Genomic DNA, 24,125 nt, shown 5'->3' on the forward strand with positions numbered 1-24,125 from the left:
ACGTTGCGTGAATTAGCGCCCGGTGCGAAGAGTGTCGGACCCGGGCGGCACAATGGCTGCATGGTCAGTGCGAATCCCACCGACGGCGGCCTCGGTTCGGTGAGCCCCGCACGCGACGAGTTCCGCGCCCTCGCCGAGGGCCGTCGCGTGATCCCGGTGGTCCGGCGCCTGCTCGCCGACGGTGAGACACCCGTCGGGGTCTACCGCAAGCTCGCGGCCGATCGTCCGGGCACGTTCCTGTTCGAGTCGGCCGAGAACGGGCAGTCGTGGTCGCGCTGGTCGTTCATCGGCGTGCGCAGCCCCGCCGCCCTGACCGTGCGCGACGGTCAGGCCGTGTGGGAGGGCACGCCGCCGGTGGGCCTGCCCTCCGGCGGTGACCCGCTGACCGTGCTGCGCGAGACGGTCGCGGCCCTGCACACCGAGCCGCTGCCCGGCATGCCGCCGCTGACCGGCGGGATGGTCGGCTACCTCGGCTACGACGCGGTGCGCTGGCTGGAGAAGCTGCCGGAGCTGGCCGAGAAGGACCTCGACATCCCCGAGCTGACCATGCTGCTGGCCACCGACCTGGCCGCGGTGGACCACCACGAGGGCACGGTCACGCTGATCGCGAACGCGGTCAACTGGGACGACAGCCCGGAGCGGGTCGACGCGGCCTACGACGACGCGCTGCGCCGTCTGGAGGAGATGACCGAGCGGCTGGGCGCCGCCGCACCGGCCACCGCCGCCGTCTTCGAGCGCCCGGTGCCGGAGTTCGAGCGCCGCCGCACCCAGGCCGACTACTACGCGGCGGTGGAGAAGGCGGTCGAGGCGATCAAGGCCGGCGAAGCGTTCCAGGTCGTGCCGTCGCAACGCTTCGAGATCCCCACCCGGGCGGACGCGCTGGACATCTACCGTGTGCTGCGCACCTCGAACCCGAGCCCGTACATGTACCTACTGCGGCTGGACGGGTTCGACATCGTCGGTTCCAGCCCGGAGTCGCTGGTCACCGTGCGCGACGGCCGGGCCACCACGCACCCGATCGCCGGCACCCGCTGGCGCGGCGCGGACCCGGAGGAGGACGCGCAGCTGGCCAAGGACCTGCTGGCCGACGAGAAGGAGCGAGCCGAGCACCTGATGCTGGTCGACCTCGGCCGCAACGACCTCGGCAAGGTGTGCAAGCCGGGCACCGTGCGGGTGGTCGACTTCTTCGCGATCGAGCGTTACAGCCACGTCATGCACATCGTCTCCACGGTCACCGGTGAGCTGGCCGAGGACAAGACCGCGTTCGACGCGGTCGCGGCGTGCTTCCCGGCCGGCACGCTCTCCGGCGCGCCGAAGGTGCGCGCGATGGAGCTGATCGAGGAGCTGGAACCGACGCGCCGCGGCCTTTACGGCGGGGTGGTCGGCTACCTCGACTTCGCCGGTGACGCCGACACCGCGATCGCGATCCGCACCGCCCTGATCCGCGAAGGCGTCGCCTACGTGCAGGCGGGCGGCGGCGTGGTCGCCGACTCGGTGCCCGAGTACGAGGACAACGAATGCCTGAACAAGGCGCGCACGGTGCTCTCCGCGGTCGCGGCCGCGCAGACCATGGCGCCGCCGCGGAAGCTGGACCCCGCCGATGACGTCGCCAGCATCCAGTAGACGTCCACTGTGGATCGTCGCGGTCGCGCTCCTGCTGGCCGCGGCGGCGCTGTGGGGCTCCTCGCGGCTGGTGTGGTCCGCCGAGCTGCGCGACGCCGGCGTGCGTGGGACGGTACTGGACGAGCACACCGGCGCACAGGTCTCCGGCGCGCTGGTCCCGCTCGCCGTGCTCGCGCTGGCCGGGGTCGCCGGGCTGGTCGCCGCGGGCGGCTGGCTGCGGCGCATCCTGGGCGTGGTGGTCGCGCTGGCCGGCGTCGCCGCCGGCTGGATCGCCCTCGACGGCTGGCGTTTCGGCGGTTTCCCCCCGGGCGCGCCCGCGGGGCAGATCTTCGCCGGGCGCGGACTGGCCCTGCTGGCGGGAATTCTGATGCTCGCCGCGGGGTTGATCGCTGGCAAGGGCGCCGGCCGCATGGCGAAGCTGGGTGCCCGTTACCAGGCCCCGGCCGGCCGCAAGAAGGCCGCGAAGGATCCGGACACGGAGCTCTGGGAGGCGCTCTCCGAAGGAGAAGATCCGACGACCGAACGGTAGACCACCGTTTTCGCTACCGGACAAGGCAAGTCCGACCCGGAACCGGTCCGCACAAGTGGGCGGGTTAGCATCTTTTCTGCGGGAAGGGGAAGGTGTTTGTGAGCCAGCTTTCGAGTGAATGTGCGACAACCGGTGAGGTTGCGCCGTGACCGTTCTCGAAGACATCGTCGCCGGCGTCCGGGAAGATCTGGCTGAACGGGAGAGGTCGCTTCCGTTCGAGGAGCTGAAGCGGCTCGCCGCGCAGGCGCCGCCACCGCGGGACGCGCTGTCCGCGTTGCGTGACTCGTCGATCGGCGTCATCGCCGAGGTCAAACGCCGCAGCCCGTCGAAGGGCTCGCTGGCCGACATCCCCGATCCCGCCGCGCTCGCCAAGGACTACGAGGCCGCCGGTGCCCGGGTCATCAGCGTGCTCACCGAGCGGCGCCGGTTCGGCGGTTCGCTGGCCGACCTGGACGCGGTCCGGGCCGCGGTCGACGTGCCGATCCTGCGCAAGGACTTCATCGTCAGCCCCTACCAGGTGCACGAGGCCCGTGCGCACGGCGCCGACCTGGTGCTGCTGATCGTCGCCGCGCTCGAGCAGAACGCGCTGGCGGCCCTGCTCGACCGCGTCGAGTCGCTGGGCATGACCGCCCTGGTCGAGGTGCACAACGCCGAGGAGGCCGACCGTGCGCTCGAGGCCGGGGCCAAGGTCATCGGCATCAACGCCCGCAACCTGCACACCCTCGAGGTCGACCGGGACGTCTTCGGCCGTCTCGCGCCGGGCCTGCCGTTCGAGACGGTGAAGGTCGCCGAGTCCGGCGTCCGCGGCCCCGGTGACCTGATGGCCTACGCCGGTCACGGGGCCGACGCCGTCCTGGTCGGTGAGGGCCTGGTGGCCTCCGGCGACCCGAAGGGCGCCCTGATGAAGCTGGTCACCGCCGGATCCCATCCCGCCTGCCCGAGGCCGAGCCGATGAGCGACGAGCACGACGAGCACGACCCCGACGAGCGTGGGTACTGGGGTCCCTACGGGGGCCGGTTCATGCCCGAGGCCCTGATCGGGGTCGTCGACGAGGTGTCCGCCGAGTACGACAAGGCACGCGTCGACCCGGACTTCCAGGCCCAGCTCAAGCGCCTGCTGCGGGACTACGCCGGACGGCCGTCGCTGCTCACCGAGGCCGAGCGGTTCGCCGAGCACGCCGGCGGGGCACGCATCTTCCTCAAGCGGGAGGACCTCAACCACACCGGCTCGCACAAGATCAACAACGTGCTGGGCCAGGCGCTGCTCACCAAGCGGATGGGCAAGAAGCGGGTCATCGCCGAGACCGGCGCGGGCCAGCACGGCGTGGCCACCGCCACCGCGTGCGCCCTGATGGGCCTGGAGTGCGTGGTCTACATGGGCGAGGTCGACACCGAGCGGCAGGCGCTGAACGTGGCGCGCATGCGCCTGCTCGGTGCCGAGGTCGTCCCGGTGAAGACCGGGTCACGCACGCTCAAGGACGCGATCAACGAGGCGCTGCGTGACTGGGTCGCCAACGCCGACACCACGCACTACCTGTTCGGCACCGCCGCCGGGCCGTACCCGTTCCCGATGATGGTGCGCAACTTCCACAAGGTCATCGGCGAGGAGGCACGTGCGCAGATCCTCGAGCAGACCGGGCGGCTGCCGGACGCGGTCGCGGCCTGCGTCGGCGGCGGCTCCAACGCGATCGGCATCTTCCACGGCTTCATCGACGACCCGGACGTCCGGCTGGTCGGCCTGGAGCCCGGCGGCGAGGGCATCGACGGCGACCGCCACGGCGCGACCCTGACCAAGGGCTCGCCGGGCAACCTGCACGGCGCGATGTCGTACCTGCTGCAGGACGAGGACGGCCAGACGATCGAGTCGCACTCGATCTCGGCCGGTCTGGACTATCCGGGCGTCGGCCCCGAGCACGCGTGGCTCAAGGACAGCGGCCGCGCCGAGTACCGGCCGATCACCGACGCCGAGGCGATGGAGGCGTTCGCCCTGCTCTCGCGCACCGAGGGCATCATCCCGGCGATCGAGTCGGCCCACGCGCTGGCCGGTGCGATCCAGCTCGGCCGTGAGCTCGGCCGGAACGGTCTGGTCGTGGTCAACCTGTCGGGCCGCGGCGACAAGGACATGGACACGGCCGCGCAGTACTTCGGATTGGTGGACCAGTCGTGAGCCTGGCGGAACTGTTCGCCCAGACCCGCGGCGACGGCCGGGCGGCCCTGGTCGGCTACCTGCCCGCCGGCTACCCGACCGTGCCCGGTTCGAAGGATCTGTTCGCGGCCCTGCTCGACGGCGGCGCGGACCTCGTCGAAATCGGCGTGCCGTACTCCGATCCGGTGATGGACGGGCCGACGATCCAGCTCGCCGCGGATGCGGCGCTGAAGAACGGTTTCCGGCTGCGCCACCTGTTCGAGGTGGTCGAGTCGGTGTCGGCTCGTGGTGGCCGCGCGGTCGTGATGACCTACTGGAACCCGGTGCGCCGGTACGGGGTCGAGAAGTTCGCGCGTGACCTCGCCGCCGCGGGTGGCCTCGGGCTCATCACGCCGGACCTGATCCCGGAGGAGGCCGGCGAGTGGACGGCGGCGTCCACGCGGCACGGTCTGGACCGCATCTTCCTGGTCGCGCCGTCGTCGTCGGAGGAGCGGATCGACCTGACGGTCAAGGCGTGCTCCGGGTTCGTCTACGCCGCGGCGGTCATGGGCGTCACGGGTGCCCGCGACCAGGTGAGCAGCGACGGTGCCGAGCTGGTCCGCCGCACCCGGGCGCACACCGATCTGCCGATCGGCGTGGGGCTGGGTGTCCGGTCCCGGGAGCAGGCCGCCGCGATCGCCGGGTACGCCGATGCGGTGATCGTGGGATCGGCGCTGGTGTCGGCCGCGGCCGGCGGCACCGAACCGGTGCACGCGCTGGCCGGTGAGCTCGCCGAGGGTGTGCGGCAGGCCGTCGCTCCGGCGTGAGCCGGCGCCGGACCCGTAGCCGTGGCGCGCGATGATCGGCAGACTGTCGGCATGGCGTACGAACTCGCGCGGGTGAACATCGGGCGGCCGGCTGCCCCGTTCACCTCGCCCCAGCTCACCTCGCCCCAGCGCACGGACGTCGTGGACGGGACGATCCCGCCCGGTGGTGCCGTCGCCGGGCCCGGGCAGGCCGACTGGTTGTGCCGGGCATGACCCTGGGGACGGTGCTGTCGGTCAACCTCGGCTCGAAGCGGGAGCTGCGCGAAGCCGACCTCGGCGTCACCGGGATCGACAAGCGGCCCGTCGCCGGTCCCGTCGCGGTGGCCGCGCCGGGACCGCGCGGCGTCGGTGCCAGCGGGGTCGCCGGCGACGTGGTGTGCGACCTGCGCCACCACGGCGGCGACGACCAGGCGGTGTACGTGTACGCGCGGGAAGACCTGGACGTCTGGGCCGGGGAGCTGGGCCGCGATCTGGCCCCGGGCGTGTTCGGCGAGAACCTGACCACGACGGGACTCGACGTGACCGGTGCGCTGATCGGGGAGCGGTGGCGGGTCGGGGAGTCGCTGCTGCTGGAGGTGACCTCGCCGCGGATTCCGTGCCGGACGTTCGCCGCCTGGCTGGGCGAGCGCGGGTGGGTGAAGACCTTCACCCGGCGGGCGGTGCCGGGGGCCTACTTCCGGGTGCTGGAGCCCGGGTCCGTGCGGCCCGGGGACGTGGTGCGGGTGCTGTCGCGGCCGGACCACGGCGTGACGATCGGCATGACGTTCCGGGCGTTCACCACGGAACCTTCGCTGCTGCCGCGGCTGGCCGGCGTGGACGCCCTCCCGGAATACGACAGGCGCAAGGTCCGCCGCGCAGTGGAGCGGCAGGAAGCGTCCGCGGGCTAGGACCGTCGTGTCCGGGCGGGAGAGTGCCCTCGCGTTTCGAGCGGACCGGGGGACGGCATGCCGCACTGGCCGGTGGGATCCGGGCTACCTGGTGCCCGAGCACGACGATCCATGGACCGTGCAGGACGTTCTCGGGCTGCCCGGCGACCACGGCAGCCGCATCGAGCTGGTCGATGGCGGCCGGTTCGTGAGCCCGGCCGTCCTGTGCGAGCGGGCCGAGGGCGAGTACCGGGAAAGCGCGCGGGACGAGGGTGGTGAGGTCACGTTCGACCGGCCCTTCGCGGCGACCCTCGGCCGCACCCGCTGAGCCCGGCGTGGCAGGCTGGGGGCATGGCCCGGCCTTCTCCGCTCCAGGTGCGCAACCTCGTCGTCGCCGTGCTGGCGGCCCTCGTGGCGATCTGGAACGTCACCCACGGCGGGCAGTGGTGGATCACGGCCCTGTTCGGCGCCGGGTGCGTGCTCGCGCTCGGGTCGGCCGCCCTCAACCGCGCGGGCTGACCCGCACCCCGTCGGCCGGGCACGTTACGGTGACGACGTGAATTCCGCCTCGGCTGTGTTCCTCGCAACGATCCCGAGCCCGGACCGCGGCGTCTGGCACCTGGGGCCGATCCCGATCCGCGCCTACGCCCTCTGCATCATCGCGGGCATCGTCCTCGCCATCTGGTGGGGCGACCGCCGCTGGGTGCAGCGCGGTGGCACGAAGGGCACGGTCGTGGACATCGCCGTGTGGGCCGTGCCGTTCGGGCTGGTCGGCGGCCGTCTCTACCACGTCATCACCGACTCGTGGCGGTACTTCGGCGCGGGCAAGGACCCGATCAAGGCGCTCTACATCTGGGACGGCGGTCTCGGTATCTGGGGCGCGATCGCCCTCGGCGCGGTCGGCGCGTGGATCGGCTGCCGCCGCAAGGGCGTGCCCCTGCCGGCCATGGCGGACGCGATCGCCCCGGGCATCGTCGCCGCGCAGGCCGTCGGGCGGCTCGGCAACTACTTCAACCAGGAACTCTACGGCGGGCACACGACGCTGCCCTGGGGCCTGGAGATCTACCAGCGCTTCGACCCGGCCAACCCCGCCATCCCGGACCAGGGTCCGGGCGGCATCGCGTTCGGGCACATCCCGCTCGCCGACAGCCCGGTGCACCCGACGTTCCTGTACGAGCTGATCTGGAACCTGCTCGTCGCGGCACTGGTCGTGTACGCCGACCGGCGGCTGCGCCTGGGCCACGGCCGCGCGTTCGCCCTGTACGTCGCGGGGTACACGCTGGGCCGCTTCTGGATCGAGCTGATGCGCACCGACGACGCCAGCCACATCCTCGGGCTGCGGGTCAACACCTGGACGTCGATCCTGGTCTTCGCCGGCGCGCTGGTCTACTTCTTCGCCGCCCGGCGCCGTGGGCCGCGTGAGGAGCCGGAGACCTTGCGCAGCAAGGGTGACGAACCGGCCGAGCCGGTGGCGAGCAGCGAGGCCACCGACCGCGAGTAGGGCCGGGCCCGTTCCCGCAGTGGCGTCATCCCGTGCGCCGTCTAGCTGGGCCCGGGCTGGACGAACGGGTCCTCCGGCACGGGCACGGGACGGATCGGCAGCACGGCCAGCCCGCCCCGGCCGGTGGTGTGCACCTCGGCGGACGCGCCGTAGTACTCCGCCAGCGCTTCGGCCGTGAGCACCTGCGCCGGGGATCCGGCGGCGACCGCCCGGCCGCGGTCGAGCAGCAGCAGCTGATCGGCGTACTGGGCGGCGAAGGTCAGGTCGTGCAGCGTCGAGACCACCGTGATGCCGTCCTCACGCCGGAGCCGGTCGATCAGCTCCAGCAGCGCCTGCGCGTGCCCGAGATCCAGGCCGGTGGTGGGCTCGTCGAGCAGCAGCAGGCTCGCCCGCTGCGCCAGCACCCGCGCCAGCACCGCGCGCTGCCGCTCGCCGCCGGAGAGCCTGTCCATCCGGCGGCCGGCCAGCCCGGCCAGGTCCAGGCGCGTCAGCACCTCCTCCACAATGGACAGGTCGGCCCGGCTTTCCCTGGCCAGCAGGCCGAGATGGGGTGTGCGGCCGAGCAGCACGTAGTCGGTGACCGTCAGTCCCGCGGGCACAGCCGGATCCTGCGGCGCATAGCCGACGATCCGGGCGAGTTCCTTGCGCGGCACCGCGTCCCGGCCGCCGATGCGCACTTCCCCTTGTGCCGGAAGGAGCCCGGCGACGGTTTTGAGCACAGTGGACTTCCCGGCGCCGTTCGGGCCGACGATCGCCAGCCATCCGCCCTCCGGCACGTCGACCGAAACGGCGTCCAGCACCGGGCAGCCGCCGTACCCGGACCGCATTCCCCGCAACGACAGTGCGGTCACGACAACCCCCTCCGTGACGAGCGCAGGATCCAGGCGAAGAACGGCGCCCCGGTGAACGCGGTGACCACACCCAGCGGCAGTTCGCCGGGCATGATGGTGCGCGCCAGCTGGTCGGCCAGCACCAGGAACGCCGCCCCGCCGATCAGCGACAGCGGGATCACCACGCGGTAGCTCGCTCCGGCGAGCAGGCGCACCACGTGTGGCACCACGATCCCGACGAACCCGATGAGCCCGCTCACCGACACCGCGGCCGCGGTCGCCAGCGACGCCGCCGCGAGCACGACCAGCCGGATGCGTCCCGGCCGCAGCCCCAGCGAGGCGGCCTCGGCGTCGCCGAGGGCGAGCACGTCGAGCAGCCGCGCCGACAGGCACAGCACGACCGCCGCGACCGCCACGTACGGCACCGCGATCGCGACCTCGCGCCAGCCACTCACCGTGAGCCCGCCGAGCATCCACGTGTAGACCTGCCGGATCGTGTCCGTGTTCAACTGCTGCGCGAACGTCTGCACCGCGGTGAGGAACGACGCGACCGCGACCCCGGCCAGCAGCAGCGTGCTCGTGCCGCGGCCCGCGGACCGGCCGACCAGCCAGCTCAGCCCGACCCCGCCGAGCGCACCGGCGAACGCCGCCAGCGGCAGCGGACCCACCACCCAGCCGGTGACCGCGGGGGCGAGCACGACGACCAGCGTGGCCGCCATGCCCGCCCCGGCCGCGGCGCCGAGCAGGTAGGGATCGGCGAGCGGATTGCGGAACACGCCCTGGAACGTGGCGCCGGAGACCGCGAGCGCGGCGCCGACGATCCCGGCGAGCAGCACCCGCGGCACGCGCAGCTGCCACACGATCGCCGCTTCCCGTGCCGACAGCGGCGACCGGCCGCCGATGACCTGTGCCCAGAGCTCGGCGAGCACGCGCTGCCAGCCCAGGTCGCTCGCGCCCGCGAGGACCGCGCCGATCAGCGCGGCCGCGAGCACCAGCAGACCGGTGAGCAGCACCGCTGCGCGCAGCCGCGTCCGGGTGTCAGGCACCGGCCTTCGCCACCGCGTCCGCCACGGTCCGGACGAGTTCGACGATGCGCGGGCTCCACCGGGAGGCGATGTCGTCGTCGAGCGCGATCACCTGGTTGCGCTGCACGGCGGTCAGGGTGTTCCAGCCCGGCCGCGCGGCGACCGTCTGCGCGCTCTGCCCGCAGCACTTGCTGTCGGCGAGGAAGACGAGATCCGGGTTGGCCTGCAGGATGCGCTCGGCCGACAGTTGCGGGTAGCCGCCGTTCGCCTTCGGGTCGGTCCCGTCGGCGATGTCGGTCAGCCCGAACCGGGTGAGCACCTGGCCGATGAAGGTGGCCGAGGTCGCGCTGTAGTACGTCGGGTCCAGCTCCCAGTAGTACGACAGCGGCCGCGCCGGCTTGCGGGTGTCCGCGACGACCTTGTCGATGTCGTCCCGCGTCTGCCGCGCCAGGCTTTCGCCCTCGGCCTGGTGCCCGGTCGCCTTGCCCAGCGCCTGGAACTGCGCGTAGGCGTCGTCGAGGGTCTTGGCGTCCGGCATCACCAGCGTCTTCGTGCCGATCTTCGCCAGGGCGTCGGCCAGCCCGGTGGGGTCGGCGTAGACGACGACCAGGTCGGGGTGGTAGGCGGCGATCGCCTCGGGATCGGGGTTCAGCCCGGACAGCTGGGTGTGCGGGGCCTGCGCGGGGTAGTCGGACGCCGAGTCGACGGCGACCACCTGGGGCCCGGCGCCGAGCGCGAACAACGTCTCGGTGGCCGACGGGGACAGCGACACGATGCGCTGCGGCTGCCGGTCCAGCGTCACGGCCGGGGCGCCGGGGGCGGCGACGGTGACGGGGAAGGCACCCTCGGTGTCCGGCGGTGCGGCGGAAGTCTCCGGCGGCCGGGTGGCGCACCCGGTCAGGACGAGCAGCAGCGCGAGGAGCGGTGCGAAACGACGGAACACAAGAAATCCTCAGGTTTCCGGCCGGCGTCACGGGGCCCCGTCCCGCACCCAGGCGTTACGGACGCCGCACCCCTGCGCCGGGGGCGTTCTGGCGTCGGCGCGGCGGCAGGCGACCTGGCTCGACCGGGTGTGCACCCAGCGCACCCGAGTCATCACAGTTGCGGCACAGCACCGGGTTCACACCGGTTTCGCGGCCGCCGCGTCACTGGTCGGCAAGCCGCTGACCAGCGTGAGGAACGCTACCACCGCTGATTCTGGTCAATCGCGGCGAGACTCGCGTAATCTTCACGGGATCGCGCGCGGCGTAGAGTCGGGGACAGCACCGGCCGCAGCCCATCAAGAACGATGTCGTTCCTCGCAGCCAGATCGTTACCATCGGATGAGAAATTCCACAGGCGAGATGGTGCCGTCCTGTTTCCTGGGTGTTAAGGTCGCGCTAATCCAAGGGCCATCGTCGTCCCACAGCAGTACCGGGGGAACTTTCCGAACTGATTGAGACGACGAAGGAGGTCCCCGCATGATCTTCTCCGCCAACCCGGGCAAGCAGGGCCTGTACGACCCTGCCCTGGAGCAGGATTCGTGCGGCGTGGCGATGGTGGCCGACATCCAGGGCCGCCGCACGCACGCCATCGTCACCGACGGGCTGACGGCGCTGATCAACCTGGACCACCGGGGCGCCGCGGGTGCCGAGCCGACCTCCGGCGACGGCGCCGGGATCCTCGTGCAGCTGCCCGACCAGCTGCTCCGTGCGGAGGCGGGGGTCACGCTGCCCGAGCCCGACGCGCGGGGCCACCACCGCTACGCCGCCGGCATCGCGTTCCTGCCCGCCGAGGAGGAGGCGCGGAACAAGGCCGTGGCGCTGATCGAGCGCCTGGCCGGCGAGGAGAGCCTCGAGGTGCTGGGCTGGCGCGAGGTGCCGGTCGACCCGGACGGCGCCGGCCTCGGTCCCACCGCGCGGTCGGTGATGCCGCACTTCGCGATGCTGTTCGTGGCCGGCATGCCGGACGCCGACGGCGCGCGCCCGTCCGGTCTGGAGCTGGACCGGCTCACGTTCTGCCTGCGCAAGCGCGCCGAACACGAGAGCCGCAACATCGCGGGCGCCGGGTCCGATGGCGTCTACTTCCCGTCGCTGTCCTCGCGCACCCTGGTCTACAAGGGAATGCTCACCCCCGAGCAGCTCCCGGCGTTCTTCGGCGACCTCCGCGACGCACGGCTCACCAGCGCCATCGCCCTGGTGCACAGCCGGTTCTCCACCAACACGTTCCCGTCCTGGCCGCTGGCGCACCCGTTCCGGTTCGTCGCGCACAACGGCGAGATCAACACGATCCGCGGCAACCGCAACCGCATGCGCGCCCGCGAGGCGCTGCTCGAGGCGGGCGCGCTCCCGGGCGATCTGACCCGGCTGTACCCGATCTGCTCACCGGAGGCGTCGGACTCGGCGTCCTTCGACGAGGTGCTCGAGCTGCTGCACCTGGGTGGCCGCAGCCTGCCGCACGCCGTGCTGATGATGATCCCGGAGGCGTGGGAGAACCACACCACGATGGACGCGCACCGGCGCGCGTTCTACCAGTACCACGCCAGCCTGATGGAACCGTGGGACGGCCCGGCCTGCGTGACCTTCACCGACGGCAGCCTGGTCGGCGCGGTGCTGGACCGCAACGGCCTGCGCCCCTGCCGCTGGTGGCGCACCGCCGACGACCGCGTCGTGCTGGCCAGCGAGGCCGGCGTGCTGGACGTACCGCCGGAGAAGGTGGTCGCCAAGGGCAGGCTCAAGCCGGGCCGCATGTTCCTGGTGGACACCGAGGCCGGCCGCATCGTCGCGGACGACGAGATCAAGTCGCAGCTGGCACAGCAGCACCCGTACGAGGAGTGGCTGCACGCCGGTCTGCTGCAGCTGGCCGACCTGCCCGACCGCGACCACGTCACGCAGAGCCACGACTCGGTGCTGCGCCGTCAGCTCGCCTTCGGCTACTCCGAAGAGGAACTGAAGATCCTGCTCGCGCCGATGGCGGAGAAGGGTGCCGAGCCGCTCGGCTCGATGGGCACCGACACCCCGCCCGCGGTGCTGTCCCAGCGGTCGCGCCAGCTCTACGACTACTTCAAGCAGAACTTCGCGCAGGTGACCAACCCGCCGCTGGACGCGATCCGCGAGGAGCTGGTCACCTCGATGAGCCGGATCATGGGTCCCGAGCGCAACCTGCTCGACCCGGGCCCGGCCTCCTGCCGGCACATCCAGCTGCCCTACCCGGTCATCGACAACGACGAGCTGGCCAAGCTCATCCACATCAACGACGACGGCGACCTGCCCGGCTTCGCCTGCACCGTCCTGTCCGGACTGTTCGAAGTGGACGGCGGAGGCAAGGCACTGGCGGAGGCGATCGAGCGGGTGCGCCGCGAGGCGTCCGAGGCGATCGCGGCCGGCGCCCGCACGCTGGTGCTGTCCGACCGGGACTCCGACCACCGGATGGCACCGATCCCGTCGCTGCTTCTGGTCTCCGCGGTGCACCACCACCTGGTGCGCACCAAGGAACGGCTGCGCGTGGCGCTCGTCGTGGAAAGCGGGGACGCCCGCGAGGTGCACCACATCGCGCTGCTGCTCGGCTACGGCGCCGCGGCGGTGAACCCGTACCTGGCGTTCGAGACGATCGAGGACATGATCGCCCAGGGCGCGATCAGCGGCATCGAGCCGCGCAAGGCCGTGCGCAACTACGTCAACGCGCTCGTCAAGGGCGTCCTGAAGATCATGTCCAAGATGGGCATCTCGACCGTGGGCGCCTACACCGCGGCGCAGGTGTTCGAGTCGCTGGGGCTGTCGCAGGAAGTGCTCGACGAGTACTTCACGGGCACGGTGTCCAAGCTCGGCGGCGTCGGCCTGGACGTGCTCGCCGAGGAGGTCGCGGTCCGGCACCGCCGGGCCTACCCGGACAACCCCACCGACCGCGTGCACCGCCGGCTCGACAGCGGCGGCGAGTACGCCTACCGGCGCGAGGGCGAGCTGCACCTGTTCACCCCGGAGACGGTGTTCCTGCTGCAGCACGCCAGCAAGACCCGCCGCGACGAGGTGTACCGCCGCTACGCCGAGGAGGTGCACCGCCTCTCCCGCGAGGGCGGCGCGCTGCGCGGCTTGTTCAAGTTCCGCACGCAGGGCCGCACCCCGGTGCCCATCGACGAGGTCGAGTCGGTCGAGTCGATCTGCCGGCGCTTCAACACCGGCGCGATGTCCTACGGCTCGATCTCCGCCGAGGCGCACCAGACCCTCGCGATCGCGATGAACCGCATCGGCGGCCGGTCCAACACGGGTGAGGGTGGCGAGGACCCGGAGCGGCTCTACGACCCGGAGCGGCGCAGCGCGATCAAGCAGGTCGCCAGCGGCCGGTTCGGGGTGACCAGCGAGTACCTGGTCAACGCCGACGACATCCAGATCAAGATGGCGCAGGGCGCCAAGCCCGGCGAGGGCGGCCAGCTGCCGCCGAACAAGGTGTACCCGTGGATCGCGCGCACCCGGCACTCCACGCCGGGGGTCGGCCTCATCTCGCCGCCGCCGCACCACGACATCTACTCGATCGAGGACCTGGCGCAGCTGATCCACGACCTGAAGAACGCCAACGAGCAGGCCCGCATCCACGTGAAGCTCGTCAGCTCGCTCGGCGTCGGCACCGTCGCCGCGGGTGTGTCCAAGGCGCACGCGGACGTGGTGCTGATCTCCGGTCACGACGGCGGTACCGGCGCCTCGCCGCTGAATTCGCTCAAGCACGCGGGCACGCCGTGGGAGATCGGCCTGGCCGAGACCCAGCAGACCCTGATGCTCAACGGCCTGCGCGACCGCATCACCGTGCAGGTCGATGGTGCCATGAAGACCGGCCGGGACGTCGTGGTCGCGGCGCTGCTCGGCGCCGAGGAGTACGGCTTCGCGACCGCGCCGCTCATCGTCGCGGGCTGCATCATGATGCGGGTCTGCCACCTGGACACCTGCCCGGTGGGCGTGGCGACGCAGAACCCGGACCTGCGCAAGCGGTACACCGGGCAGGCCGAGCACGTGGTGAACTACTTCCGGTTCGTCGCGCAGGAGGTCCGCGAGCTGCTGGCCGAACTGGGCTTCCGCACCCTGGACGAGGCGATCGGCCGGGCCGACGTGCTGGACACCGACGAGGCCGTGCACCACTGGAAGGCTTCCGGGCTGGACCTGACGCCGATCTTCGAGATGCCTGCCGACACCCCGTACGGCGGGGCACGGCGCAAGATCCGCGAGCAGGACCACGGCCTCGAGCACGCGCTGGACCGTACGCTGATCCAGCTGTCCGAGGCGGCGCTGGAGGACGCCCACCCGGTCCGGCTCGAACTGCCGGTGCGCAACGTCAACCGCACGGTCGGCACGCTGCTGGGCTCGGAGATCACCCGTCGCTACGGCGGGGAGGGCCTGCCCGACGGCACCATCCACATCCGGCTCACCGGATCGGCGGGACAGTCCCTGGGCGCGTTCCTGCCCCGGGGTGTCACGCTGGAGATGGTCGGGGACGCCAACGACTACGTGGGCAAGGGCCTGTCCGGCGGGCGCATCATCGTGCGCCCCGACCCGGACGCGACGTTCGCCGCCGAACGTCAGGTCATCGCCGGCAACACGCTGGCCTACGGTGCGACCGCGGGGGAGATGTTCCTGCGCGGCCAGGTGGGCGAGCGGTTCTGCGTACGCAACTCGGGCGCCACCGTCGTCGCCGAGGGCGTGGGCGACCACGCCTTCGAATACATGACCGGCGGCCGCGCGGTGGTGCTCGGCCCGACCGGACGCAACCTCGCCGCGGGCATGTCCGGCGGCATCGGCTACGTCCTCGACCTCGACCAGGGCAACGTCAACGGCGAGATGGTCGAGCTGCTCCCGCTGGAGCCCGAGGATCTGAACTGGTTGAAGGACATCGTGACCCGTCACCACGAACTCACCCGCTCGGCGGTCGCCGCGTCGCTGCTCGGCGACTGGCCGCGCCGCTCGGCGAGCTTCACCAAGGTGATGCCGCGCGACTACAAGCGCGTGCTGGAGGCGACCAAGGCCGCCAAGGCCGCGGGGCGGGACGTCGACGAGGCGATCATGGAGGTGGCGTCCCGTGGCTGACCCGAAGGGCTTCCTGAAGTACGAGCGGGTCGAGCCGCCCAAGCGCCCCAAGGCGCACCGCGCCGAGGACTGGCGGGAGGTCTACGCCGACCTCGAACCGGCCGAGCGCGACCAGCAGGTGCGCACACAGGCGACCCGCTGCATGGACTGCGGCATCCCGTTCTGCCACTCCGCGGGTTCCGGCTGCCCCCTGGGCAACCTGATCCCGGAGTGGAACGACCTGGTGCGCCGCGGCGACTGGGCCGCGGCGAGCGACCGGCTGCACGCGACCAACAACTTCCCGGAGTTCACCGGGAAGCTGTGCCCGGCGCCCTGCGAGGCCGGCTGCACCCTGTCCATCTCGCCGCTGTCCGGCGGTCCGGTCGCGATCAAGCGCGTCGAGGCGACGATCGCGGAGAAGTCGTGGGAGCTGGGCCTGGCCCAGCCGCAGGTCGCCGAGGTGGCCAGCGGTCAGCGGGTGGCCGTGGTCGGGTCCGGCCCGGCCGGGCTGGCCGCCGCCCAGCAGCTCACCCGCGCCGGGCACGACGTGACGGTGTTCGAGCGGGACGACCGGCTGGGCGGGCTGCTGCGCTACGGCATTCCCGAGTTCAAGATGGAGAAGAAGCACCTCGACCAGCGCCTGGCCCAGCTCAAGAAGGAGGGCACGCAGTTCGTCACCGGCTGCGAGGTCGGTGTCGACATCACCGTCGAGGAGCTGCGGGCGCGCTACGACGCGGTCGTGCTCGCGGTCGGCGCGCTGCGCGGCCGGGACGACACCACCACGGCGGGACGGGAGCTCGCGGGCATCCACCTGGCGATGGAGCACCTGGTGCCGGCCAACAAGCAGTGCGAGGGCGACGGGCCGTCGCCGGTCCACGCGCACGGCAAGCACGTCGTGATCATCGGCGGTGGGGACACCGGTGCCGACTCCTACGGCACCGCGATCCGTCAGGGCGCGGCGTCGGTCACCCAGCTGGACCAGTACCCGATGCCCCCGTCGACCCGCGACGACGACCGGTCGCCGTGGCCGACCTGGCCGTACGTGCTGCGCACCTACCCCGCGCACGAGGAGGGCGGCGAGCGGAAGTTCGGCGTCGCCGTGCGGCGCTTCGTGGGCGACGAGAACGGGCACGTCCGCGCGATCGAGCTGCAGCAGGTCAAGGTCGTGAAGGACCCGGAGACCGGGCGTCGCGAGGTGGTGCCGGTCTCCGACGAGATCGAGGAGATCCCGGCCGACCTGGTGCTGTTCGCGATCGGGTTCGAGGGCGTGGAGCACATGCGGCTGCTCGACGACCTGGGCATCTCGCTGACCCGCCGGGGCACCATCTCGTGTGGTCCGGACTGGCAGACGGAGGCCCCCGGCGTGTTCGTCTGCGGCGACGCGCACCGCGGCGCGTCCCTGGTGGTGTGGGCGATCGCGGAGGGCCGCTCGGTGGCCCACGCCGTGGACGCCTACCTGACGGGCGCGTCCGACCTGCCGGCACCGGTCCACCCGACCGCGCTGCCCCTCGCAGTGGTCTGAACCGCCCGGCCGCCCCAGAGCGGCGAACACGCCGCCCGGGCCGGTGAACACGCCGCCCGGAGCGGTGAACACGCCCGCGGCGCCGTGTTCACCGCTTGAGGCGCCGTGTTCGCCGCTGGGGTCGTCGTGTTCACCGCTTGAGGCGCCGTGTTCGCCGCTGGGGTCGTCGTGTCGGCTGCTTTGGGGCGCCGTGTTGGCTGCTGGGGGCGGGCGGGCCCGGACGCCCGGGGGCGGGCGGAGTGGGTGCAGCCGCCGCTGCGCGCCGCGGGAGGGTGACCGGCTCGGGGCGGGGGCCGATCTCCGCGGTCCACCCCATATCCTGGGGTGGTGAACTGGACCGTGGACGTGCCCGTCGACACCCTTCCCGCGCTGCCGCCCCTGCCGCCGGAACTGCGTGCCAGCCTGGACGACGCCCTGTCCCGCCCGGCGGCGCAGCAGCCGGAGTGGCCGGACGCCGACGCGGTCTCCCGGGTCCGGCACCTGCTCGAGGCCGTGCCGCCGATCACGGTGCCCGCCGAGATCGACCGGCTGCAGAGCCGCCTGGCGATGGTGGCGCGCGGCGAGGCGTTCCTGCTCCAGGGCGGCGACTGCGCCGAGACGTTCGAGTCCAACACCGAACCGCACATCCGCGCCAACCTGCGCACCCTGCTGCAGATGGCCGTGGTCCTGACCTACGGCGCCAGCCTGCCCGTGGTCAAGGTCGGCCGCATCGCCGGGCAGTACGCCAAGCCCCGCTCCAACGCCACCGACGCGCTCGGCCTGCCGGTCTACCGCGGCGACATCGTCAACTCGCTCGTCGCCAAGCCCGAGCTGCGCGTGCCCGACCCGGGCCGGATGATCCGCGCCTACGCCAACTCCGGTGCGGCCATGAACCTGGTCCGCGCCCTGACCGGCGCCGGCATGGCCGACCTGGCGCAGGTGCACGACTGGAACAAGGACTTCGTGCGCACCTCGCCCGCCGGCGAGCGCTACGAGGCACTGGCCGGGGAGATCGATCGCGGCCTGCGGTTCATGTCGGCGTGCGGCGTCACCGACACCTCGCTGCACTCCACCGAGATCTTCGCCAGCCACGAGGCCCTGCTGCTCGACTACGAGCGCGCCATGCTGCGCATGGACAACGCCAACGCGGCCAACCCGAAGCTGTACAACCTGTCGTCGCACTTCCTGTGGATCGGCGAGCGCACCCGCCAGCTCGACGGCGCTCACATCGCGCTGGCGGAGCTGCTGGCCAACCCGATCGGCGTCAAGATCGGCCCGACCACCACCCCGGAGCAGGCCGTCGAGTACGTCGAACGGCTCGACCCGCGCAACGAGCCGGGCCGCGTCACCCTGATCTCCCGCATGGGCAACGGCAAGGTCCGCGAGGTGCTGCCGCACATCGTGGAGAAGGTCGAGGCCACCGGGCACAAGGTGATCTGGCAGTGCGACCCGATGCACGGCAACACCCACGAGTCGTCCACCGGCTACAAGACGCGCCACTTCGACCGCATCATCGACGAGGTCCAGGGCTTTTTCGAGGTGCACCACAAACTGGGCAGCTACCCCGGTGGCATCCACGTCGAGCTGACCGGCGAGGACGTCACCGAGTGCCTGGGCGGGGCGCAGGAGATCTCCGACTCCGACCTCGCCGGGCGGTACGAGACCGCCTGCGATCCGCGGCTGAACACGCAGCAGTCGCTGGAGCTGGCCTTCCTGGTCGCGGAGATGCTGCGGGGCTGACCCGGTCAGCGGCCGGGTCAGACGGCGAAGGTGTCCGCCGCCGCTTCCCGTGGGCTGTCCGCGGGTGCGGGCAGCGCGAACTCGGTGACCGTGCGCCACGGGCCGTGCTCGTCGTCGCCCGCGACCAGCCGTACCCGGTCGATCCGCGCGTGGATCGGGAGGACCGCCGCGGCGTCCTCGGCCGCCCGGCGGCGGGTGTGCGCGTCGCCCGTGCGGTGGTCCGCCACGGTCAGGTGGGGCACCGTGTCCGGGTGCCGGCCGTCGTAGGGCCGGTGGCCCGGGAACCGCTCGCACACCGCCCTGGTCAGCGCCCGGAAGTGCGCATCCGGTTCCGGCGCCAGCCACACCACCTCCGACCCGAACCAGCCGACCTGCGAAAACGCGCAGTCGAACGCCTCGATCCCGATCAACGCGGCCTCCAGGTCGGCCACCGTCCGCGCGTCGATGTCCTGGGGCGGCACGAACGGGTAGAGCACCGTCACGTGCGCGGGCACGCTGCGCCGGTGCCGGGTGACCAGGTGGTCGGTCTCGGGCACGGGGACGACGATGGCACTCTGCGTGGCACGGCGGAGCCACTGCGCGTCGGGGACCGGCATGGCTTCATCATGACTGACGGCCCCGGCGATCGTCAGATCGACCGCTCGTACAGCGCAGCGGCGGACTTCAGCACCGCGTCCTGGAGCGACCCCGCGTCCGGCACCGCGTCGGCGTTCATCTGGAGTCCGATGTGGACGTGATCGCCGTACGTGGCCGCCGCGATGCCGACCGCGTGCCGCGGCGCCAGCGGCACGAACGGGTAGACCTCGCACAACGGCGCACCGTCCAGGGACAGGTCCAGTTTCGGCAGCGGCACGTTCGTGATCACGGTGTCGAACAGGACGCCCGCCGCCCGGCCGGCCATCTTCGCCGTCAACCGGTGCAGCCCGGGCGGCAGCCGGTCGGCCAGCACCGGCAGCGCGCCGGCTCCGCGCTGGGGCCCCGCGGCCTTGTTCCGGTTCATCGACCGGCGGATCTCGCGCAGCCGCCGCACCGGGTCGTCCAGGCGGACCGGCAGGTCGCACAGGTAGCCGGACAGCTGGTTCGCGCCCCAGCCGCCGTCCCGGCCCCGCATGCTGACCGGGATCAGCGCCCGCAGCGGGCACGCGTCCGGGCGCTGCCCGCGGTTGATCATCCACTCGCGCAGCGCACCCGTCAGCACCGCCAGGACCACGTCGTTGGGGGTGCCGCCGTGGGCGGCGCGGATGGCGCGGACGTCGGCGACCGGCAACCGGACGAACCCGAGCCGCCGTCCGGCCGAGCCGGGCGCGCTCAGCGGCGACAACGGGTACGGCCGCGCGGCGCGCAGGACCGCGGACGCGATCGCCGCGTTCTCACCGGCCTGCGTGATCGCGGCGGTCACCCCGTCGCGCAGCGCCTCCAGCGGCGGGCGCGGCCCGGCCCGGCGGGTGTCGGCGCTGTGGGTGGCTGCGTTGTGGGTGTCGGCGAACATCCGGGTGATCGGCAGCTCGTCCAGCAGCCCGGCGGCCACGGCGAACGCTCCGGCCCCGTCGGTGAACGCGTGGTGGAGCTTGAGCAGCAACGCGTACCGGTCGTCGCCGAGTCCGGTGACGACTTCCAGGTCCCACAGTGGCCGGTCCATGGGCAGTGGCTGTTCGATCCACTCGGCGGCGTGCGCCGCCAGCGGGTCGTCGGCGCAGAACCCGGCGAGCCGGTGCACTCGGATGTGCCGGTGCGGGTCGAAGTCCGGGTCGTCGGCCCAAGTGGCGCCGCCCGGCGGGAACAGCGTCGGGCGGACGCGCTGCCGCAGCCGGGGGATGCGCCGCGCGCGGGCGGCGAGCAACCCGGCCACGGCCTGCGGGTCGATCGGTGCGCCCGGCCGGAAGATCACCGCCGCCCCCATGTGCATGGGGGTGGATTCCCCTTCCAGGCAAAGGAAAGCCACGTCCAGCCCACTGAGCTGACGGCGCGCCATGGACGACCCCTCTACGTCGGTGACAACGGAATTTGCCTGCTACTCGAGCAAACGGACGTGTCGAAACGGTAGTCCATTTGTTTCGGCAGCGCTAACTGTTCCGATTTCTCACTCGAACGGGGTATTGGTCCTTTGTGGACGCGGACGTGAAAAGGATCTGATCCGCTATTCGATCACGGAAATACTTCCAGTTTCACCTTCTTGCCGCGTTCGACCCGGTCGCCGGGTTCGGGATCCTGCCCGACGACGATCGAGAAATTGCGGGTGCGGCCTTCGACGTCGGCCTGCAACCCGGCGTCGCCGAGCAGCCGGATCGCGTCCGGCACCGGGCGTCCGACCACGGACGGGACCTCCACCGCGGTCGAGACGTAGACCCCGACCCGCTTGCTGCCCTGGGCGTCGACGGCGGTGCCGGCCGCCGGAGTGGTGCGGGTGACGCTGCCGCCCGGCACGTTCTCGGAGAACTCACCGCCGGCGTCGTAGGGCTCGAACCCGGCGTTGCGCAGCCGCTGGAACGCGTCGTCGCGGCTCATTCCGGCGACCGCGGGTACCGGGGTGGGCGGCGCGCCCTTGGACACGCCGATCTTCACCGTCGTGCCGATCGGCAGTGGCGTGCCGGGGCCCGGGTTGATCGCGAGCACCTTCCCGGCCGGCACCGACGAGCTGTAGGCGTCGGAGCCCGGCTCACGCTGTGGCGTCAGTCCCGCGTCCCGGATGGCCGCCTCCGCCTGCGCCAGATCGATTCCGGGGCGGACGTCGGGCACGGTCGGGCGGCCCGAGGACAGCTGCACGACGACCGTCGTGCCCTTCTTCGCCGACGCGCCGGCCGCCGGATCGCTGCCGATCGCCTTGCCGGCCGGGACGGTGTCGTGCCGCTGCCGCACCACGGTGACCGACAGCCCGGCGTCCTGCATGGTCTTCTCCGCCGCGGCCTGGTCCAGCCCGGCCACCGACGGGACCGCGACCGTCGCGGCCGCGTCCTGACCGACGGTGAACCACCAGATCCCGCCGCCTGCCAGCGCCAACACCAGTGCGGCGAGCACGGCCCACAGCACGACCGGACGGCGCCGGACCACCGCGGGCCGCTCCTCCTCCGGCAGCGGTGGCGGTGGTGACACTGGTGACAGTGGTGGCGGTGGTGCAGACGGGGGCCCGGGTGTGCTCTGCGGCCGGACCATGGCGCGGGTGCCGCGCGGGCCGGCGACCGGGTTCGCGGTGGTCACCGGGGAGAACGCCGGAACGGTCCGGTCCGGGTCGGGGTTCGGGCCGGGATTCGGGGCCGGGGCGGGCACCGGTTTGGGCGGCAGCACCGGGATCGGCGCCGGGGCGAGGCCCAGGGCGGCCCGCACGTGCCGCAGCTCCTGCAGGAACGCGGCGGCGTCCGCGGGACGGGCCCCGGGATCGCGGCGCGTCGCGCGCAGCACCAGGTCGTCGAGCGCGGCGGGGATGCCGGGCTGCACCGTGCTGGGCGCCGGCACGTCGTCGTTCACGTGCCGGTAGGCGACCGAGATGGCCGTATCACCGGTGTAGGGGGCCTGCCCGGTCAGCATCTCGTAGAGCACGATGCCGGCCGAGTAGACGTCGCCGCGCTCACCGGCCGCGCCGGTGGTGACCTGCTCGGGCGCCAGGTAGGCGACGGTGCCGAGGATGATGCTGGAGCTGGTGGTACCCGCGCTCGCCACGGCGCGCACGAGCCCGAAATCGGCGACCTTGACCACCCCGCTCGGGGGATGCCCGGTCTGCCCGATGAGCACGTTCTCCGGCTTCACGTCCCGGTGCACGAGCCCGGCCTGGTGCGCCGCGGCCAGCGCGGACAGCATCTGCTCGGCGACGCTCAGCGCCAGCGGCACGTCCAGCGTGCCCCGCTGGTCCAGCAGGTCGCGCAGCGTGCCGCCGTCGACCAGCTCCATCACGAGGAACACGTGCGACCGGTCGCCCGCGATGTCCACGCCCTGGTCGTGCACGGTGACCACGTTCGGGTGGTGCAGCTTCGCGGCGAGCCGCGCCTCGCGCTCGAACCGCTCGACGAACGACCGGTCGTCGGCGAAGCGCGGATCCATGATCTTGATGGCGACCGGGCGGTCCAGCCTCGTGTCCGACCCACGGTAAACCGCCGACATGCCGCCGCGGGCGAGGAGGCCGTCGACCCGGTAGCGCCGCTCCAGGAGCGTTCCGGCCAGGCTGGTGTCCGTGCTCGTCACGGTTGCCGATCGTACGGACACCGGCGGAGCCGCCGGACCCGCCCCGGACCGCCGGAGTTGAGGTTTCGTTACGCCGTTCGCGCTACATTGCGGACAACCAGGCCAGATGTGGCACCCTGTCTTGCGTGAGTGCGATCCCAGTCGCTGATGACGTTCTCGACGCCGACGTGGCCGTGCTGCCGCTGGCGGAAGTGGCCCAGGAAATCGGGCTGTCGGTCAACAAGGTCCGGCAGCTGCTGCGGGACGGTCAGCTGCTCGCGGTGCGCCGCGGCGGCGACCTGGTCGTCCCGGCCGACTTCCTCGTCGGCGGTCAGACCGTGAAGGGCCTGACCGGCCTGCTGACGGTGCTGGCCGACGCCGGGTTCAGCCGGACCGAGATGCTGCGGTGGCTCTACACCTCGGACGAGACCCTGCCCGGCAGCACCCCGATCAACGCCCTGCGCACCAACCACGGCACGGAGGTGAAGCGCCGGGCCCAGGCAATGGCGTTCTAGCGGCGTTCTAGCAGCGTCCGGGGGAGTTCCGGTGGGATGCGGGGCGGGCGGGTGCCGCCCCGCCCCGCACACCGGTGACTCAGCCGTTCTGCTCGTCGCGCCAGGCGATCCACTTCTTCAGCAGGTCCAGGTCGTAGTCCGGGCCGCTCGCCGCGACGGTGAACAGGCTGACGCCCAGCTCCCGCAGCTTCGGGCCCAGCTCGTCCGGCTCGCTGTGCACCGCGGTGGAGATCTCGATCTCCGCCGCGTCGCGGCCCACGTCCGCGCAGTGCTGGCGGAGGATGCCGGTCTTGCGCTCGATGGTCTCCAGGTCGCCGAAGCTGTGCCAGATATCGGCGTGCTTCGCGACCAGCCGGAGGGTCTTCTTCTCCCCGCCGCCGCCGATGAGCACCGGGATGTCCCGGGTGGGCGCCGGGTTCAGCTTGCCCAGGCGGGACTCGATGCGCGGCAGCGACTCCGCGAGGTTGTCCAGCCGTCCGCCGGCGGTGCCGAACTCGTAGCCGTACTCGTCGTAGTCCTTCTCGAACCAGCCGGAGCCGATGCCGAGGATCAGCCGGCCGTCGCTGATGTGGTCGACCGTGCGGGCCATGTCGGCGAGCAGCTCGGGGTTGCGGTAGCTGTTGCAGGTGACCAGCGCGCCGATCTCCACCCGGGAGGTCTGCTCCGCCCAGGCGGCGAGCATGGTCCAGCACTCGAAGTGCAGGCCGTCGGGGTCGCCGGTCAAGGGGAAGAAGTGATCCCAGTTGAACAGCACGTCCGCGCCGAGGTCCTCGGCGGCGGAGGCGGTGTCGCGGATGGTCGGGTAGTCGGCGTGCTGCGGCTGGAGCTGCAGCCCGATCCGGATCGGCTTGGTGGTGTCGCTCATG

21 protein-coding genes are annotated in these 24,125 nt (G+C 72.2%); 14 read left to right on the plus strand and 7 right to left on the minus strand.

From position 1 onward, the window contains the following. The first annotated feature begins 60 nt into the window (after nucleotides 1–60). From FHX45_RS24090 to lgt, 10 genes are all read left to right on the plus strand, one after another. Nucleotides 61–1,623: an anthranilate synthase component I gene (locus FHX45_RS24090; RefSeq protein ID WP_167106273.1), complete on the plus strand. Its 1,563-nt coding sequence runs from the start codon at nucleotides 61–63 to the stop codon at nucleotides 1,621–1,623. Continuing rightward, entirely contained in the window at nucleotides 1,601–2,152 is a 552-nt protein-coding gene (locus FHX45_RS24095) for a Trp biosynthesis-associated membrane protein (RefSeq protein ID WP_167106276.1), read from the plus strand. The genes FHX45_RS24090 and FHX45_RS24095 overlap by 23 nt, the downstream gene beginning before the upstream one ends. Nucleotides 2,153–2,297: 145 nt before the next feature. Further along, nucleotides 2,298–3,107 (plus strand): indole-3-glycerol phosphate synthase TrpC, encoded by an 810-nt coding sequence (gene trpC / locus FHX45_RS24100; protein WP_167106279.1) that lies wholly within the window; start codon nucleotides 2,298–2,300, stop codon nucleotides 3,105–3,107. Further along, nucleotides 3,104–4,318 carry a tryptophan synthase subunit beta gene (trpB, locus tag FHX45_RS24105; RefSeq protein ID WP_424923821.1) on the plus strand — a complete coding sequence of 405 codons (1,215 nt, stop codon included), beginning with the start codon at nucleotides 3,104–3,106 and terminating at the stop codon, nucleotides 4,316–4,318. Before trpC ends, trpB begins: the two co-directional genes overlap by 4 nt. Then, nucleotides 4,315–5,103, plus strand: a complete 789-nt coding sequence (trpA, locus tag FHX45_RS24110) for a tryptophan synthase subunit alpha (RefSeq protein WP_341771596.1) — start codon at nucleotides 4,315–4,317, stop codon at nucleotides 5,101–5,103. Before trpB ends, trpA begins: the two co-directional genes overlap by 4 nt. Before the next feature lie 51 nt (nucleotides 5,104–5,154). After that, entirely contained in the window at nucleotides 5,155–5,316 is a 162-nt protein-coding gene (locus FHX45_RS24115) for a hypothetical protein (RefSeq protein ID WP_167095805.1), read from the plus strand. Then, nucleotides 5,313–5,990, plus strand: a complete 678-nt coding sequence (locus FHX45_RS24120) for an MOSC domain-containing protein (protein ID WP_167106282.1) — start codon at nucleotides 5,313–5,315, stop codon at nucleotides 5,988–5,990. The genes FHX45_RS24115 and FHX45_RS24120 overlap by 4 nt, the downstream gene beginning before the upstream one ends. 118 nt (nucleotides 5,991–6,108) lie before the next feature. Next, a complete protein-coding gene (locus tag FHX45_RS24125) occupies nucleotides 6,109–6,297 on the plus strand; it encodes a hypothetical protein (RefSeq protein ID WP_243870247.1) in 189 nt (62 codons plus the stop codon). A gap of 23 nt (nucleotides 6,298–6,320) precedes the next feature. Further along, on the plus strand, nucleotides 6,321–6,488 hold the full coding sequence (locus tag FHX45_RS24130) for a hypothetical protein (RefSeq protein WP_167106288.1): 168 nt from the start codon (nucleotides 6,321–6,323) through the stop codon (nucleotides 6,486–6,488). A gap of 37 nt (nucleotides 6,489–6,525) precedes the next feature. Beyond that, the gene (lgt, locus tag FHX45_RS24135; RefSeq protein ID WP_341771597.1) at nucleotides 6,526–7,470 is read left to right on the plus strand and encodes a prolipoprotein diacylglyceryl transferase; all 945 of its coding nucleotides are present in this window, start codon (nucleotides 6,526–6,528) and stop codon (nucleotides 7,468–7,470) included. Between the two features lie 41 nt (nucleotides 7,471–7,511). On the opposite strand, the gene FHX45_RS24140 is transcribed toward lgt, so the two are convergent. Genes FHX45_RS24140 through FHX45_RS24150 form a run of 3 tightly spaced genes read right to left on the minus strand, consistent with a single transcriptional unit; the run spans nucleotide 7,512 to nucleotide 10,268 of the window. Then, on the minus strand, nucleotides 7,512–8,321 hold the full coding sequence (locus FHX45_RS24140; protein WP_167106291.1) for an ATP-binding cassette domain-containing protein: 810 nt from the start codon (nucleotides 8,319–8,321) through the stop codon (nucleotides 7,512–7,514). Further along, entirely contained in the window at nucleotides 8,318–9,346 is a 1,029-nt protein-coding gene (locus FHX45_RS24145; RefSeq protein ID WP_167106294.1) for an iron chelate uptake ABC transporter family permease subunit, read from the minus strand. Before FHX45_RS24145 ends, FHX45_RS24140 begins: the two co-directional genes overlap by 4 nt. After that, nucleotides 9,339–10,268, minus strand: a complete 930-nt coding sequence (locus FHX45_RS24150) for a helical backbone metal receptor (protein WP_167106297.1) — start codon at nucleotides 10,266–10,268, stop codon at nucleotides 9,339–9,341. Before FHX45_RS24150 ends, FHX45_RS24145 begins: the two co-directional genes overlap by 8 nt. 517 nt (nucleotides 10,269–10,785) lie before the next feature. Here FHX45_RS24150 and gltB point away from each other — a divergent pair. The 3 genes from gltB to FHX45_RS24165 all read left to right on the plus strand — a co-directional run bounded on the left by gltB (nucleotide 10,786) and on the right by FHX45_RS24165 (nucleotide 18,592). Next, entirely contained in the window at nucleotides 10,786–15,372 is a 4,587-nt protein-coding gene (gene gltB / locus FHX45_RS24155; protein ID WP_167106300.1) for a glutamate synthase large subunit, read from the plus strand. Then, nucleotides 15,365–16,873 (plus strand): glutamate synthase subunit beta, encoded by a 1,509-nt coding sequence (locus tag FHX45_RS24160; protein ID WP_167106303.1) that lies wholly within the window; start codon nucleotides 15,365–15,367, stop codon nucleotides 16,871–16,873. The genes gltB and FHX45_RS24160 overlap by 8 nt, the downstream gene beginning before the upstream one ends. Before the next feature lie 327 nt (nucleotides 16,874–17,200). Further along, complete coding sequence (locus FHX45_RS24165) at nucleotides 17,201–18,592, plus strand: class II 3-deoxy-7-phosphoheptulonate synthase (protein ID WP_167106306.1); 1,392 nt, start codon at nucleotides 17,201–17,203, stop codon at nucleotides 18,590–18,592. Nucleotides 18,593–18,609: 17 nt separating this feature from the next. On the opposite strand, the gene FHX45_RS24170 is transcribed toward FHX45_RS24165, so the two are convergent. From FHX45_RS24170 to pknB, 3 genes are all read right to left on the minus strand, one after another. After that, the gene (locus FHX45_RS24170; RefSeq protein ID WP_167106310.1) at nucleotides 18,610–19,188 is read right to left on the minus strand and encodes a 2'-5' RNA ligase family protein; all 579 of its coding nucleotides are present in this window, start codon (nucleotides 19,186–19,188) and stop codon (nucleotides 18,610–18,612) included. Nucleotides 19,189–19,220: 32 nt separating this feature from the next. Then, nucleotides 19,221–20,564, minus strand: a complete 1,344-nt coding sequence (locus tag FHX45_RS24175; protein ID WP_167106313.1) for a wax ester/triacylglycerol synthase family O-acyltransferase — start codon at nucleotides 20,562–20,564, stop codon at nucleotides 19,221–19,223. Nucleotides 20,565–20,737: 173 nt separating this feature from the next. Further along, nucleotides 20,738–22,765: a Stk1 family PASTA domain-containing Ser/Thr kinase gene (gene pknB, locus FHX45_RS24180; RefSeq protein WP_167106316.1), complete on the minus strand. Its 2,028-nt coding sequence runs from the start codon at nucleotides 22,763–22,765 to the stop codon at nucleotides 20,738–20,740. 125 nt (nucleotides 22,766–22,890) lie between these two features. Between pknB and FHX45_RS24185 the strand changes: the two genes are divergently transcribed. Continuing rightward, nucleotides 22,891–23,259: an Rv2175c family DNA-binding protein gene (locus tag FHX45_RS24185; protein WP_167106319.1), complete on the plus strand. Its 369-nt coding sequence runs from the start codon at nucleotides 22,891–22,893 to the stop codon at nucleotides 23,257–23,259. A 79-nt stretch (nucleotides 23,260–23,338) separates the two neighbouring features. Here FHX45_RS24185 and FHX45_RS24190 read toward each other — a convergent pair whose 3' ends face one another. Then, on the minus strand, nucleotides 23,339–24,124 hold the full coding sequence (locus FHX45_RS24190) for an LLM class F420-dependent oxidoreductase (protein WP_167106323.1): 786 nt from the start codon (nucleotides 24,122–24,124) through the stop codon (nucleotides 23,339–23,341). Between the last annotated feature and the right edge of the window lies 1 nt (nucleotide 24,125).

It is taken from the genome of Amycolatopsis granulosa (assembly GCF_011758745.1).
Taxonomy (GTDB): Bacteria; Actinomycetota; Actinomycetes; order Mycobacteriales; family Pseudonocardiaceae; genus Amycolatopsis_E; species Amycolatopsis_E granulosa.

Coding starts and splice junctions, on each gene's coding strand:
- FHX45_RS24090 (WP_167106273.1), top strand. CDS start 61: ATGGTCAGTGCGAATCCCACCGACGGCGGCCTCGGTTCGGTGAGCCCC.
- FHX45_RS24095 (WP_167106276.1), top strand. CDS start 1,601: ATGACGTCGCCAGCATCCAGTAGACGTCCACTGTGGATCGTCGCGGTC.
- trpB (WP_424923821.1), top strand. CDS start 3,104: ATGAGCGACGAGCACGACGAGCACGACCCCGACGAGCGTGGGTACTGG.
- FHX45_RS24115 (WP_167095805.1), top strand. CDS start 5,155: ATGGCGTACGAACTCGCGCGGGTGAACATCGGGCGGCCGGCTGCCCCG.
- FHX45_RS24120 (WP_167106282.1), top strand. CDS start 5,313: ATGACCCTGGGGACGGTGCTGTCGGTCAACCTCGGCTCGAAGCGGGAG.
- FHX45_RS24130 (WP_167106288.1), top strand. CDS start 6,321: ATGGCCCGGCCTTCTCCGCTCCAGGTGCGCAACCTCGTCGTCGCCGTG.
- gltB (WP_167106300.1), top strand. CDS start 10,786: ATGATCTTCTCCGCCAACCCGGGCAAGCAGGGCCTGTACGACCCTGCC.
- FHX45_RS24170 (WP_167106310.1), bottom strand. CDS start 19,188: ATGCCGGTCCCCGACGCGCAGTGGCTCCGCCGTGCCACGCAGAGTGCC.
- FHX45_RS24175 (WP_167106313.1), bottom strand. CDS start 20,564: ATGGCGCGCCGTCAGCTCAGTGGGCTGGACGTGGCTTTCCTTTGCCTG.
- FHX45_RS24190 (WP_167106323.1), bottom strand. CDS start 24,124: ATGAGCGACACCACCAAGCCGATCCGGATCGGGCTGCAGCTCCAGCCG.